This window comes from Streptomyces sp. MP131-18 (genome assembly GCF_001984575.1).
In the GTDB taxonomy this organism is placed as follows: domain Bacteria; phylum Actinomycetota; class Actinomycetes; order Streptomycetales; family Streptomycetaceae; genus Streptomyces; species Streptomyces johnsoniae.
In genome coordinates this window covers 3,057,737-3,072,002 of sequence record NZ_LZNS01000001.1, presented here as the reverse complement: position 1 = coordinate 3,072,002, position 14,266 = coordinate 3,057,737, and the positions used below count along the sequence as shown (strand labels likewise).

The 14,266-nt window shown below is 74.1% G+C and carries 8 protein-coding genes; 6 read left to right on the top strand and 2 right to left on the bottom strand.

The window, feature by feature from the left end; translation table 11 throughout:
* Positions 1–3: 3 nt before the first annotated feature.
* Positions 4–1,119 carry a GuaB3 family IMP dehydrogenase-related protein gene (locus STBA_RS13565; protein ID WP_077059495.1) on the top strand — a complete coding sequence of 372 codons (1,116 nt, stop codon included), beginning with the start codon at positions 4–6 and terminating at the stop codon, positions 1,117–1,119.
* A gap of 21 nt (positions 1,120–1,140) precedes the next feature.
* On the opposite strand, the gene STBA_RS13560 is transcribed toward STBA_RS13565, so the two are convergent.
* On the bottom strand, positions 1,141–2,616 hold the full coding sequence (locus tag STBA_RS13560) for an alkaline phosphatase PhoX (protein WP_077059494.1): 1,476 nt from the start codon (positions 2,614–2,616) through the stop codon (positions 1,141–1,143).
* Positions 2,617–2,679: 63 nt separating this feature from the next.
* Entirely contained in the window at positions 2,680–3,912 is a 1,233-nt protein-coding gene (locus STBA_RS13555) for a nucleotide sugar dehydrogenase (protein ID WP_077059493.1), read from the bottom strand.
* 206 nt (positions 3,913–4,118) lie between these two features.
* Here STBA_RS13555 and STBA_RS13550 point away from each other — a divergent pair, with 206 nt between their 5' ends.
* The 5 genes from STBA_RS13550 to STBA_RS13530 all read left to right on the top strand — a co-directional run bounded on the left by STBA_RS13550 (position 4,119) and on the right by STBA_RS13530 (position 14,094).
* Entirely contained in the window at positions 4,119–5,825 is a 1,707-nt protein-coding gene (locus STBA_RS13550) for a glycerol-3-phosphate dehydrogenase/oxidase (RefSeq protein ID WP_077059492.1), read from the top strand.
* A 72-nt stretch (positions 5,826–5,897) separates the two neighbouring features.
* Positions 5,898–7,955 carry a serine/threonine-protein kinase gene (locus tag STBA_RS13545; protein WP_079251907.1) on the top strand — a complete coding sequence of 686 codons (2,058 nt, stop codon included), beginning with the start codon at positions 5,898–5,900 and terminating at the stop codon, positions 7,953–7,955.
* 101 nt (positions 7,956–8,056) lie between these two features.
* Positions 8,057–10,597 (top strand): serine/threonine protein kinase, encoded by a 2,541-nt coding sequence (locus STBA_RS13540; RefSeq protein WP_107485045.1) that lies wholly within the window; start codon positions 8,057–8,059, stop codon positions 10,595–10,597.
* Positions 10,598–10,696: 99 nt separating this feature from the next.
* Positions 10,697–12,271, top strand: coding sequence for a succinic semialdehyde dehydrogenase (locus STBA_RS13535; protein ID WP_077059491.1), 1,575 nt, complete (start codon positions 10,697–10,699; stop codon positions 12,269–12,271).
* Positions 12,271–14,094: a GMC family oxidoreductase gene (locus STBA_RS13530; protein ID WP_077059490.1), complete on the top strand. Its 1,824-nt coding sequence runs from the start codon at positions 12,271–12,273 to the stop codon at positions 14,092–14,094. The genes STBA_RS13535 and STBA_RS13530 overlap by 1 nt, the downstream gene beginning before the upstream one ends.
* Positions 14,095–14,266: the final 172 nt, after the last annotated feature.

The following is a 14,266-nucleotide window of genomic DNA, read 5'->3' as shown; positions in this document are numbered from 1 at the left end:
TCCGTGACTGAAATCGAGATCGGCCGCGGCAAGCGCGGGCGGCAGGCTTACGCGTTCGATGACATCGCCGTGGTGCCGAGCCGGCGCACGCGTGACCCCAAGGAGGTCTCGATCGCCTGGCAGATCGACGCCTACCGGTTCGAGCTGCCGTTCCTCGCCGCGCCGATGGATTCCGTGGTCTCGCCCGCCACCGCCATCCGCATCGGCGAGTTCGGCGGGCTCGGCGTTCTCAACCTGGAGGGTCTGTGGACCCGCTACGAGGACCCGGAGCCCCTGCTCGCCGAGATCGCCGGTCTCGACGAGACCGCGGCGAACCGGCGGCTCCAGGAGATCTACGCCGCGCCGATCCAGGAGGAGCTGATCTTCCGGCGGATTCGTGAGGTCAGGGAAGCCGGCGTGGTCACCGCGGCGGCGCTCTCGCCGCAGCGCACCGCGCAGTTCTCCAAGGCGGTGCTGGACGCGGGCGTCGACATCTTCGTCATCCGCGGCACCACGGTCTCCGCCGAGCACGTGTCGGGGGCCGCCGAGCCGCTGAACCTGAAGCAGTTCATCTACGAGCTGGACGTGCCGGTGATCGTCGGCGGCTGCGCCACCTACACCGCCGCCCTGCACCTGATGCGCACCGGCGCCGCCGGCGTGCTCGTCGGCTTCGGCGGCGGCGCCGCGCACACCACGCGGAACGTGCTGGGCATCCAGGTGCCCATGGCCACCGCGGTGGCCGATGTCGCGGCGGCGCGCAGGGACTACATGGACGAGTCGGGCGGGCGCTACGTGCACGTCATCGCGGACGGCGGCGTGGGCTGGTCGGGCGATCTGCCGAAGGCGGTCGCCTGCGGCGCGGACGCGGTGATGATGGGCTCGCCGCTGGCGCGCGCCGCGGACGCCCCCGGCCGCGGCCACCACTGGGGCATGGAGGCCGTGCACGAGGACGTGCCGCGCGGCAAGAAGGTGCACCTCGGCACCGTCGGGACGACGGAGGAGATCCTCACGGGCCCCTCGCACATCCCCGACGGCTCGATGAACTTCTTCGGGGCCCTGCGCCGCGCGATGGCGACGACGGGCTACTCGGAGCTGAAGGAGTTCCAGCGGGTCGAGGTCATGGTCGCCAGGTCCCGCTGACCCTGCCGGCCCCGCGGCGCCTCAGCCGCGGCGCCAGGGGCCGGTGATCGCCAGCAGGATGCCGGGCTCCTGAATGCTCGCGTACAGGGTTTCGCCGTCCGGCGAGAACGTCACCCCGGCGAACTCGCTGTACTCGGGCTCGTCCTCCGTGCCGATGTTCACCTCGTTGCGGGCCATCGGATACGTGCCGCCGTCCTCGTCGGTGCCGAACAGGTGCTGAAGCCCCTCGCCGTCCTCGGCGATGACCAGGCCGCCGTACGGGGAGACGGTGATGTTGTCCGGGCCGTCCGGGCGGTCACCGCCGTCCGGGCGGTCACCGCCGTCCGGGTCGGGGTTCACCCCGAAGCGGATCTTCAGGGTGGCGGTGCGCCGCTTCGGGTCGTAGAACCAGACCTGCCCGTCGTGCGGCTCGCCCGGGCTCTCCTCCCGGGCGTAGGACGACACGAAGTACGCGCCGCCGTCGCCCCACCACATGCCTTCGAGCTTCCGGCCGCGCGTGACGCGGCCGTCCTCGAACTGTTCGCGCACCGGAGTGTCCCGCGCGTCGCGGTCGGGCACGGGCACCCAGTCCACGCCGAGGACCGTGCCCGGCTCGCTCACCCGGGAGAGGTCGTCGACGAACCGGCCGCGGTCGTCGAAGCAGCGGAACGCCTCGAACGCGCCGTCCTCGTCCGCCAGCGTGCCGAGCCGGCCGCGGCCGTGGCGGAAGCCGGACGGCGGGGTCCAGCGGTAGAACAGCCCGCTCGGCTCGTCCGCGTCCTCCGTCAGGTAAAGGTGGCCGCGCTCGGGGTCGACGACGACGGCCTCGTGGTCGAAGCGGCCCAGCGCCTTGATCGGCCGCGGGCTCCGGTTGGCCTCCGGGTCCTCCGGGACGACCTCGAAGACGTACCCGTGGTCGCGGGTCATACCGTTCTCCCCGGCCAGGTCGGAGTTCTCCTCGCAGGTCAGCCAGGTGCCCCAGGGCATGGCGCCGCCGGCGCAGTTGTTCGAGGTACCGGCCACGCCGACCCATTCGGCGACCTGCCGCCCGTCCGCGTCGACCTCCACGACCGTGCAGCCGCCGGGCGCCGCCGGGTCGTACACCAGTCCCTCGGTGAGCGGCACGGGGTGCTCCCACTCGGAACGGGGGCCGTCCATCTCGTGGTTGACGACCAGGAGGACCGTGCCGCGCGGGCCCTCGAAGGTACCGGTGCCGTCGTGGTTGCCCGGTGTCGTCTCGCCCGTGGTCAGCGTCGTGCGGCCGGTGCGGGTGAGGATGCGATAGGAGAAGTCCTCGGGCAGCGACAGGATTCCGTCGGGATCGGCCACCAGCGGCCCGTATCCGGCGCCGCCCGTCTGCTGAGCCGCCTCGCAGGCCAGCGCGCCGGGCGCACTCGCCAGCACGCCCACGCTTCCGGTCAGCGCCACCCCCGAGCCGAGGGCGGAGCGTCCCACGAAGGTCCGGCGGCTGAACCCCGGCCTTCCGCCTGCTTCGGTCGTGCGTTCGTCTGCGCTCATGTGGCATCACCTTGGCGCCGCGGAGGAAATGGCGCCTGAACGCTAGGCGACGTGGGCCGGACGTTACAACCGGTGGGCGGCTCCCGCCGGGGTGGCGCCGCGCGTGTCGAGCAGCAACTGCGCCTTGGCGGCCAGCCCTTGGAGGTCGTACGTGCTGTGGTGCTGGAGCAGCAGCGTCAGGTCGGCGGCGGCGGCCGACTCGTAGAGCGAGTCCGCCCTGGCGACCGGCCGGCCCGCCACGCTCCACTCGGCGACGAACGGGTCGTGGAACATCAGCTCCGCGCCGAGCGCCAGCAGCCGGGAGGCGATCTCGCCCGCGGGCGCGCCCTGCCGGTCGGGCAGGTCGGGCCGGTAGGTGACGCCGAGCAGCAGGACGTGGGCGCCGCGCGCCGACTTGCCGTGCTCGTTGAGCAGCGCGGCGGCGCGCTGGGTGACGTAGCGCGGCATCCGTTCGTTGACCTCGCGCGCCAGCTCGACCAGGCGCAGCCGCCCGCCCGGATCGCAGGCCGCCGCGCGGCCCCCGACCCCGGGCCCGGGACGGAAGGCGAGGAAGCCGAACGGTTTGGACTCCGCGCAGCGCACCACGTCCCACACATCGATGCCCAACTCGTGGCACAGCACGGCCATTTCGTTGACCAGCGCGATGTTGACGTGCCGGAAGTTCGTTTCGAGCAGCTTCACCGCCTCGGCCTCCTGAACGCCCCGCGCCCGCACCACCTTGTCGGCCAGCCGCCCGTAGAACGCCGCGGCGGCCTCGGTGCAGGCCGGGGTGAGGCCGCCGATGACGCGGGGGATGCCGGCGTAGCCGACCGTTCTGCTGCCCGGGTCGAGCCGCCCCGGGGCGTGCGCGAGGTGGAAGTCGCGCCCGGCGCGCAGGCCGGAGCCGCGTTCGAGCAGCGGGCGCAGCACGTCCCGCGTGGTGCCGGGGTGCACCGTGGACTCCAGCACCACCAGCATGCGCGGGCGCAGCACCGGGGCCAGCGCCTGTGCGGCCTCCCGCACCGCGCTCAGATCCGGGGCGTGCCCCGCGCCGGGCGGGGTGGCCGCGCAGATCAGCGCGGTGCGTACCCGGCCGAGGTCCGCCGGGTCGCTGCTGGCGCGGAACCCCGCGGCGAGCATGCGGCGCAGCTCGGCCGCGGACAGTGAGCCGCCGGCGGGCGGCCGGCCCGCATTGATCCCGGCGGCGGCACGGGGGTCCGCGAGGAAGCCGACGGTGCCGATGCCGGCGGCGGTGGCGGCGCGGGCGGCGGGCAGCCCCAGCTGCCCCAGGCCGAGCACGGCGAGATCAGCGGGCATTCGCGGTACCGCTCCCTTCTCCCCGGTGGTCAGCTTAGGGGCATATATGACAGATGTAGCTGATTGACCCCCTGGGCCGGACCGACGGCGCGCCAAAGCGGAGGAAATGGGGAATCATCGAGAGGGCACACGGAGGGGGAACAGCGGTAGGAATCCGGGCGGGACCGTCTGGTGGGACAGCAGCCGGACTTGAAGGAGGCAGAGGCGTGAGGACAGCCGCAATGGGGCCGGAGCAGCGGGCCGAAGCACTTGCCCGGATGGCGGAACGTGAGCTGGACGTGCTGGTGATCGGCGGCGGCGTGGTCGGCGCGGGCACCGCCCTCGACGCCGTGACCCGCGGCCTGGCCACCGGCCTGGTCGAGGCCAGGGACTGGGCGTCGGGCACGTCGAGCCGGTCGAGCAAGCTGATCCACGGCGGGCTGCGCTACCTGGAGATGCTGGACTTCGGCCTGGTCCGCGAGGCCCTCAAGGAACGCGGACTGCTGCTGAGCCGCATCGCCCCGCACCTCGTGCGGCCGGTCCCGTTCCTGTACCCGCTGCGGCACCGCGGCTGGGAGCGGCTGTACGCGGGCTCGGGCGTGGCGCTGTACGACGCGATGTCGATGTCCTCGGGACACGGCCGCGGCCTGCCGCGGCACCGGCACCTGTCACGGCACCGGGCCCTGCGGGTGGCGCCCTGCCTGAAGAAGGAGGCGCTGGTCGGCGCGTTGCAGTACTACGACGCGCAGGTGGACGACGCCCGCTACGTGGCCGCGCTGGTGCGCACGGCGGCCGGCTACGGGGCACACGTGGCGAACCGCGCGCGGGTGGCCGAGTTCCTGCGCGAGGGCGAGCGCGTGGTCGGCGTGCGGGTCAGGGACCTGGAGCAGGACGGCACCTACGAGGTGCGCGCGAAGCAGGTCGTGAACGCCACGGGGGTGTGGACGGACGACACGCAGTCGATGATCGCCGAGCGCGGTCAGTTCCACGTCACGGCCTCCAAGGGCATCCACCTGGTGGTGCCCAAGGACCGCATCCACTCCTCGACCGGCCTCATCCTGCGCACCGAGACCAGCGTGCTGTTCGTCATCCCGTGGGGCAGGCACTGGATCGTCGGCACGACCGACACCGCCTGGGACCTGGACAAGGCCCACCCGGCCGCGTCGAGCGCGGACATCGACTACCTGCTCGACCACGTCAACTCGGTCCTGGCCGTTCCGCTGTCGCGCGACGACGTCGAAGGCGTGTACGCGGGCCTGCGCCCGCTGCTCGCGGGGGAGTCGGACGCGACGAGCAAGCTGTCCCGCGAGCACACGGTGGCCCACCCCGTGCCGGGCCTCGTGGTGGTGGCCGGCGGCAAGTACACGACGTACCGGGTGATGGCGAAGGACGCGGTGGACGCGGCCGTCCACGGCCTGGACCAGCGGGTCGCCGCCTGCTGCACGGAAGAGGTGCGGCTGGCCGGGGCGGAAGGGTTCCACGCGCTGTGGAACGCGCGGGCCAGGCTGGCGGCGCGGGCCGGGCTGCACGAGGCCAGGGTGGAGCATCTGCTGCACCGCTACGGCTCCCTGACGGAGGAGCTGCTCGATCTGGTCGCCGCCGACCCGGCCCTCGGGGAACCGCTGCCCGCGGCGGACGACTACCTCAAGGCCGAGATCGTGTACGCCTGTTCACACGAGGGTGCCCGGCACCTGGAGGACGTGCTGACGCGCAGGACCCGTATTTCGATCGAGACGTTCGACCGGGGCACGCGCAGTGCGCGGGAGTGCGCCCGGCTCATGGCGGGCGTGCTGGGCTGGACGCCGGAGCAGGTCGAACGCGAGGTGGAGCACTACGAGAAGCGGGTCGAGGCGGAGCGCGAGTCGCAGTTGCAGCCCGACGACCAGACCGCAGACGCGGCCCGCCTCGGCGCCCCTGACACGGTCCCGCTCTGAGGCGGCGCGGCTCCCCGGGCCCAGGGAGTCGGCGGCATGGGTGACAATGGCCGGGGAAGCCGGAGGGGACGCATGGGCCAAGACAACGGGGACATCGAGCCGCGCGAGAAGAAGACACCCGACGCCGCAGAGCCGCCGCCCGAGGCGGCGAAGACACCACGGGACGCGGCGCCTCCGCCCCCCGAGAAGCCCGCTCCGCGGGCCGAGGGGGCGGGCCGGGTTGCCGATCCGCGGGTGAGCGCGGAGTCCGGCGCGGAGCCGGAGCCGGAGCCCGCAGCCGCGGCGGGGGCCGCGAAGTCGGGGGAGCGGAAGGACGGTTCGGGGGACCGTTCGGAGTCCTCCGCTGCCGGGGCGGGCGAGGACAAGGCGACCCAGGTGGTGCGGGGAGTCCGGCTGCTGAACGGGCGGTACCGGCTCGGGGCCGTCGTCGGGCGGGGCGGCATGGGCACGGTGTGGCACGCCACCGACGAGGTGCTGGGGCGGGCTGTCGCCGTGAAGGAGCTGCGGCTGCCGCCCGGTGTCGACGATGCCGAGCGCAAGCGGATGATCACCAGGACGCTGCGGGAGGCCAAGGCGATCGCGACGATCCGCAGCCGCGGCGTCGTCACGATCTACGACGTCGTGGACGAGGGGTCCAGGCCGTGGATCGTGATGGAGCTGATCGAGGGCCGTTCGCTGGCCGACATCATCAGGAACGACGGCCCCATGCCGCCGCGCCGCGCCGCCGAGATCGGGCTGGCCGTGCTCGACGTGCTGCGTGCCGCGCACGCCGCCGGGATTCTGCACCGCGACGTCAAGCCGTCCAATGTGATCATCGCGGACGAGGACAACCGCGTGGTGCTCACCGACTTCGGCATCGCGAAGGTGGAGGGCGACCCGTCCATCACCTCGACCGGCATGCTCGTCGGGGCCCCGTCGTACATCTCGCCGGAGCGGGCCACCGGCGAGGCGCCCGGGCCGCCCGCCGACCTGTGGTCGCTCGGCGCGCTGCTGTACTGCTGCGTGGAAGGCCGCCCGCCCTATGACGAGGGCGGCGCCATCGCCACGCTGGCGGCCGTGATGCACGACCCGGTGCCGCCGCCGCTCAGCGCGGGGCCGCTGACCGAGGTCATCACCCAGCTGCTGATGAAGAAGCCGGCACAGCGGATCGACGAGCCGGGCGCACGCCGGCTCCTGACCGCGGCGCTGGCCGCCGTTGAGGACCCGACGGTCGCGGTGGACGTGCCGGAGGCGGCGCCCACGCCGGCGCAGCCGGCCGCAGCCGTCGCGCCGGCGGCGCCCGCCGCTTCCCCGGCGTCGTCCGAGGGCGCGTCCGGGGGTTCCACCGGGCCGATGCCCGCGACGCGCACCGGGCAGGACGACGGGCGCCGGCGCGTTCTGATCGCCGCGGGTGTGGTCGTGGCGCTGCTCGCGCTGGTCGGTGTGCTGCTCGCCGCGCAGCTCGGGAGCGGCGACGAGGGCGACGACGGCGGCGCGCAGGGCGGGGACGGCAGCGGTGAGCCGTCCGCTCCCGCCGATGACGAGCCGTCGGAGGAGGACCCGGCCGGAGAGGACCCGGCCGGGGAAGGCCCGTCGGGGGACGCGTCGGAGGAGGACGGCGATCCGCCGGCCGAGGATGGGCCGCCGGGCGCGACGCCCGAGAACGATCCGGACGCGTCCGTGCCGGACAGCCCGGCCGGGTACGCCGAAGTCGTCGACGGGGACTTCAACTTCAGCATGTCCCTGCCGCGCGGCTGGGAGCGCACGGGCATAGCGGGTCAGAACTCGGGGGCGATATACAGCGCTCCGGACGGCTCGGCGCCCAAGGTGCAGGTCGACTTCAACAGCAGCCCGGGGGAGGACGCGGAGGCCGCCTGGCGTTCTCTCGAGCCCGCGGTCAGGCAGAACAGCACGGACTACGAGCTGATCAGCCTGGAGACGATCGAGTGGCGCGACTATCCGACCGTTGCGGACTGGCAGTTCGAGCGTACCGAGCGCGGTGAACGGGTACGTGTGCTCAACAGGGGTTTCCGGGTCGACGACGACCGCGGCTACGCCGTGATGATCACGTGCCCGGCGGAGGAGTGGGATGACGCCTCCTGCCGCACGCTCAGGGAGACGGCTTTCGCCACATTCCAGCCGTTGAACTGAGAATGATTGAGAGTTGACGGACCGTAGGCGCGTCTTGTCCGCGGCGCGTATGGTGAGACACCGGATCGGGCGCGGAGGTTCGCACGCGGTGGGGAGGCATCGTGGACAGTTACGCGGGACGGCTGTTGGCCAATCGCTATCGGCTTCCGAGGACGCCTTCGGACGAGTTCGAGCTGATCGAGTCACGGGCCTTCGACACTGCGAGCGGGCAGGAAGTCCTGGTGCGCCAGGTGCCGTTGCCCGAGGTCGTCGAGGCGGAGACGCTCGACGACGACGGTCGCGGGGTGCGGCCGGTGGCGCGCGGCCACGAGGAGAGTGCCACGCGCACGCCGGATGATCCGGTGGTGCGGCGGGCGGTGGAGGCCGCGGTCGCGGCGGCGGGGGTGCCGGACCACCCGCGTCTCGACCAGGTCTTCGACGTTTTCGTCCAGGGCGACGGCCTGTGGATCGTCAGTGAGTTAGTACCGGCCCGGCCGCTCGCCGCGGTGCTGGCGGAGGAGCGGCTCGGCCCGTTCCGGGCCGCCGAGGTGGCGGCCGATCTGCTGGCGGCGCTGCGCATCGTGCACGCGCACGGCTGGACCCATCGGAACGTCACGGCTCGTACGGTGCTGATCTGCGAGGACGGCCGCGCGGTGCTGACGGGCCTCGCGGCAGGCGCGGCGGAGGAGGCGCTGTGCGGCTACGACCCGCTGCCCGCGGGCGTGCCCGACACGTTCGCGCCGGCGCAGGAGCCCGCTCTGCCCGCGGCCCCCGCGCCGGCCCCGCCGCCGCAGGGCCCGCAGCCGGGCGCGCCCTGGCAGGACCAGGGCCGGGCGTCGGAGCACGGCGAGCTGGCCGCCCGGGTGCGGGAGCAGGGCGGGCTGCCGCCTGGCTTCGAGGCGCAGCCGTTCGGGCCGGAGGCGTACCGGCGCTGGGACACCGGGAGCATGCCCCGCGTCGACGAGCAGGACGACGGCGGCCCGGCGGACCCGGGCGGTGCGGCCGGGCTCGTGGCGCGGGTGCGGGAGCAGGGCGGGGCGCCCCAGCAGCCGCACGAACGACCGCCGGACGCGGGGCGCGCGGGGCACGCGGGCAGTGGTGAACAGCTGCCGGCCACCTGGGACTTCGAGGGCGGTGCCCGCCGCGGGGACGACACCGCGCGGCCGGGCGGCACGGACCGGGCCGCCCGCAGCGGCGCCATCGCCGCCTACCGGGCGGGCACCCAGGCGGGCGCGGCGCGCCGCGGCGGCAACGGTTCTTCCACCGGGCCGACGGATGTGCCGGGGACCGGGCGGCCGACGCATCCGGTGCGCACCGGTTGGGAGCCGATGCCCCGCCAGGAGCGGGGCCAGGAGCCGCCGCAGCCCCGGCCGGAGCCGGCGCAGGAGCCGGCGCCCGCCGCCGCCGTACGGCGCGCGGGGACCCGTTACCGCGGCCCTGACACCGCGCTGGCCGCCGAGCGTGCGCGGCAGGCGCGCATCATGACCGTGGGCGCCGTCACCGAGCGCTGGGCGCCGGAGCAGGCCGGGCCGGTGTACGAGAACTGGCGGCTCGCCCCGCCGGTCGGCCCGCCCGCGGACTTCTGGGCGCTGGGCGCGCTGCTGTTCCGCGCCGTTCAGGGGTATCCGCCCTATCCGGAGGAGAACGCGGCGGAGCTGACGCAGGCGGTCTGCGCGGAGCAGCCGGCGTTCGCCGAGGACTGCGGCGCCCTGCGTCCCATCATCGAGTCGCTGCTGCGGCAGGACCCGACCGACCGGCCGCGCGCCGAGGATCTGCGGGGCTGGCTGCGGTCGCTGCTGCGCAGCGCGCCGGAGCCCGAGGTGGGCCGCAATACGGTGACGGCCCCGCCCGCGCTCGAACCGGGGCGGCCCGCCGACCCGCGGCGCCTGCCGATCGTGCGCCGCCGGGGCGAGCTGGTCGGCCCGCGCCGGCGCCCGCGGCGCCCGCGCAGCCCGCGCCGCCTCGGCCGGGCGATACTCGTCCTCGTGCTGCTCGGCCTGGCCGGGGCGGTCGCCTCGGTGCTGGCGTTCATGTCGGACGAGGGGACGACGCGCGGGGCCGCGCCGGCGCCGGAGGCGCCGGATGCGCAGCCGGGGGGCGACCCGACGGCGGACGAGTCGCCGCCGGTCGAGGAGGAGGACCCGGCGCCGGAGCCCACCGAGGACGCCACGCAGCCCTCGCCCGCGGAGGAGGACCAGCAGCTCGCGCCGCCGCCGGACGGCTACGTCGTGCAGGAGGACGAGGGCGGGTTCGCGCTGACCGTTCCCGAAGGGTGGGAGCGGCAGGGGGAGAACGGGGAGGGCCAGATCATCTACGCCGGGGACGGCCTGGAAGTCCTGGTGGTGCCGGGCCGGGACCGGGTCGGCGAGTTCGCCGAGGAGCCCAGGGACTACCAGATGGGGCAGGAGCCGGAGCTGGCCGAGTACCGCGCCTACCAGTTCAGGTCGGCGGAGCACCTGTACGAGACGCGGGTCGGCGACATCCTATGGGCGGAGGGCATCTTCACCTGGCGGAACGACCAGGGCGACCGGGTGGCGCACAACCGGGCGTTCCTGATCGACGGCGCCTACCACGTCGTGCAGGTGCGCGGCCCCGCGGCCCAGCGGGACCGGCTCGGCGAGATCTACGACGTCGTGGCCGAGAGCTACCGTGCCGGCGGCTGACCCGGGCGCCGCGGCCCGGCAATTCGCGCCAGTGTTCGCTGGCGAAAACCAGTTACCAATAGGTAGTCAGCCGTGGTCGGACGGTCGTACTCTCCGGCTATGACGACAGTGCAGTCCGATTCCCCGGCCCGCCCGCCGCGCGTGGTCACCGAGGATCTGGTGAAGCAGCTGACCCGGGGCGTCATCGGCCGGGGCAGGACGGCCTGCCACTCGCCGCTCACCGGCGACCGGCTCGCCGAGCTGCCCGAGGCCACGGAGGACGACGTCGCCATGGCCTTCGAGCGGGCCAGGGCGGCCCAGCCCGCCTGGGCGGCGAGACCCGTGCGGCAGCGGGCCGCCGTGCTGCTGCGCTTCCACGACCTGCTGTTGCGCCGTCAGAAGCTCGTCCTCGACCTGATCCAGCTGGAGACGGGCAAGGCCAGACTGCACGCCCACGAGGAGGTGCAGGCGGTCGCGATGGCCGCCCGGCACTACGGCCGCAGGGCGCCCGCCTACCTGCGGCCGAGGCGGCACGCCGGGGCCATCCCCGTGCTGACGCGGGTGAGCGAGCTGCGCCACCCGCGCGGCGTCGTCGGCCACATCTCGCCGTGGAACTACCCACTCGAACTGTCCGTCGGCGACGCCCTGCCCGCGCTCGCCGCGGGCAACGCCGTCGTGATGAAACCGGACACCGAGACCGCGCTGACCGCGCTGTGGGCGCGGGCGCAGCTGATCGACGCCGGGCTGCCGCCCGAGGTGTGGCAGATCGTGCTGGGCGAGGGCCCGGTCGTCGGCCCGCACGTCGTCCGGCACGCCGACTACGTCACGTTCACCGGCTCCACCAGAACGGGGCGCGAGGTGGCCGAGCGGGCCGCGGCCCGCCTGATCGGCACCAGTCTCGAACTCGGCGGCAAGAACGCCATGCTGGTGCTCGACGACGCGGACCTCGACAAGGCCGCGGCCGGGGCGGTCCGGGCCTGCTTCGCCTCCGCGGGGCAGCTGTGCATCTCCGTGGAGCGGCTGCTCGTGCACGAGCGCGTGGCCGACGCGTTCCTGGCGCGCTTCCTCGAACGGGTCGGGGCGCTGCGGCTCGGCGCGCCGCTCGACTGGGGCACGGACCTGGGCTCGCTGGCCTCCCAGCGGCAGCTGGACACCGTGGTGCGGCACGTCGAGGACGCGGTGGCGCTCGGGGCCGAGGTACTCACCGGCGGGAAGCCGCGCCCGGACCTGGGCCCGTTCTTCTACGAGCCGACCGTCCTGGCGGGCGTCGAGCCGTCGATGCTGGTGTGCGAGAACGAGACGTTCGGCCCGGTCGTCTCGGTCCACCGGTTCGCCGACGAGGCGGAGGCGGTCGCCCGTGCCAACGCCAGCAGGTACGGCCTCAACTCCTCGGTGTGGTCCCGGGACGCGCGGCGCGCCCGGCGTATCGCGGCGCGGCTGCGGACCGGCAGCGTCAACATCAACGAGGCGTACGCCGCGGCCTACGGCAGCATCCAGGCGCCGATGGGCGGCATGGGCGACTCCGGGATCGGCCGCCGCCACGGCGCGGAGGGCATCCTCAAGTACACCGAGTCGCAGACGGTCGCCCAGCAGCGGCTGCTGCCGATGGCGCCGTCGCTCGGCCTCGACGACCGCCGCTACGCCGAGCTGATGACCCGTTCCCTGCGGGCGCTCAAGACGCTGAGGTTCCGCTGATGACAGGCGATGACGGACGCGACGCGCAGGACTTCGACTACGACGTGGTGATCGTCGGCTCGGGGTTCGGCGGCGCGGTGTCCGCGCTGCGGCTGACCGAGAAGGGCTACCGGGTCGCGGTGCTCGAAGCCGGCCGCCGCTTCGGCCGCGCCGACCTCCCGAAGAACTCCTGGGATCTGCGGAACTACCTGTGGGCGCCGCGGCTGCGGCTGTACGGCATCCAGCGCATCCACCTGCTGCGCAAGGTGATGATCCTCGCGGGCGCGGGCGTCGGCGGCGGTTCGCTCAACTACGCGAACACGCTGTACGTGCCGCCCGCGGCGTTCTTCGAGGACCGCCAGTGGCGCGGCATCACCGACTGGCGGCAGGAGCTGGCGCCGTACTACGACCAGGCCGCGCGCATGCTCGGGGTCCGCACCAACCCGACGGTCACCGCGGTGGACCGGCATCTGAAGGCGGCGGCCGAGAAGATGGGCTGCGGCGACACGTTCCACCTGGCGCCGGTCGGCGTCTTTTTCGGCGACGAGCACGACGGCGACGGCACCGCCGCGGCCGGCCCGGGCGGCGAGGTGCCCGACCCGTACTTCGGCGGCGCCGGGCCCGCCCGCCGGGCCTGCACCGAATGCGGCGAGTGCATGACCGGCTGCCGGCACGGCGCGAAGAACACGCTGAACGAGAACTACCTGTACCTCGCCGAGCGCGCGGGCGCCGAGGTCCACCCGCTGACCACCGTGACCGCCGTGACCGAACTGCCCGGCGGGGACGGCCACCTGGTCACCGCCGTGCCGACCGACGCCTCGGCGCGCGGGCGGCGGCGTCGCGGGCGCACGCTGCGCGCGCGGCACGTCGTGCTCGCGGCGGGCACCTACGGCACGCAGACGCTGCTGCACCGCATGCGCGACAGCGGCGCGCTGCCCCGCATATCCGACCGGCTCGGCACGCTGACCCGCACCAACTCCGAGGCGCTGGTCGGCGCCCGCACCAGCCCGCGGCGCTACCGCGCCAGGCACGGCCGGGACGCGGAGCCCGACTTCACGCATGGCGTCACCATCACCTCGTCCATTCACCCGAACGAGCACACCCACATCGAGCCGGTGCGCTACGGCAAGGGCTCCAACGCGATGGGGTTCCTGTCGATCGAGCAGTTCCCCAGGGGCGGCCTGCCGCGGGCGCTGTCGTACGCGTTGACGTCGCTGCGCCACCCGCTGCTGTTCCTGATATCGATGTCCAACCGGAGATGGTCGGAACGGACCATCATCGGCCTGGTCATGCAAACCCACGACAATTCCCTGACCACGTTCCGGAAGCGGCGCGGGCTCGGGAAGGGAGCCCTGTCGGCCAGGCAGGGACACGGCGCGCCGAACCCGGACCACATACCCGAGGGGGCCGAGGCCGCCCGCAGGCTCGCCGAGGACATCAACGGCTTCGCGGGTACGAACGTCGGCGAGCTGATCGGCTCCCCGCTGACCGCGCACTTCCTCGGCGGCTGCCCCATCGGCGCCGACGCCGGGCAGGGCGTGGTCGACCCGTACCACCGGCTGCACGGGCACCCCGGGATCTCGGTCGTCGACGGCTCCGCGGTGTCCGCCAACCTCGGCGTCAACCCGGCGCTCACCATCACCGCGCAGGCCGAACGGGCGATGGCGCTGTGGCCCAACAAGGGCGAGCCCGACCCGAGGCCAGGACAGGGCGCCGCCTATACGACGCTCCCGCCCGTATCCCCGCGCGCGCCCGCCGTGCCCGGCGGGGCGTTCGGGGAACTGCGCACCACCGTCGTCCTGCCCGTCCCCGAGGTGCCGCGGCGGGCCGCGGACACCGCGTAGCGCGGCGCGGCAGGACGCGGCGAAGGGGCCCGCTCCCCGGGGGAATGGGAGCGGACCCCTTCGGTCTGTGCGGGCCCTCCCGGGCCAGGACCGGTTACTCCTGATACGACAGGCGGCGGGGCCCTGAGGTTGTGCACGGCCCGATCACGAAACAGCCACGGAAACATGCAGG

Bases quoted from the DNA above. Each gene is read 5' to 3' on its own strand.
- STBA_RS13560 (WP_077059494.1), bottom strand. From the start codon at position 2,616: ATGAGCGCAGACGAACGCACGACCGAAGCAGGCGGAAGGCCGGGGTTC.
- STBA_RS13555 (WP_077059493.1), bottom strand. From the start codon at position 3,912: ATGCCCGCTGATCTCGCCGTGCTCGGCCTGGGGCAGCTGGGGCTGCCC.
- STBA_RS13545 (WP_079251907.1), top strand. From the start codon at position 5,898: ATGGGCCAAGACAACGGGGACATCGAGCCGCGCGAGAAGAAGACACCC.
- STBA_RS13535 (WP_077059491.1), top strand. From the start codon at position 10,697: ATGACGACAGTGCAGTCCGATTCCCCGGCCCGCCCGCCGCGCGTGGTC.
- STBA_RS13530 (WP_077059490.1), top strand. From the start codon at position 12,271: ATGACAGGCGATGACGGACGCGACGCGCAGGACTTCGACTACGACGTG.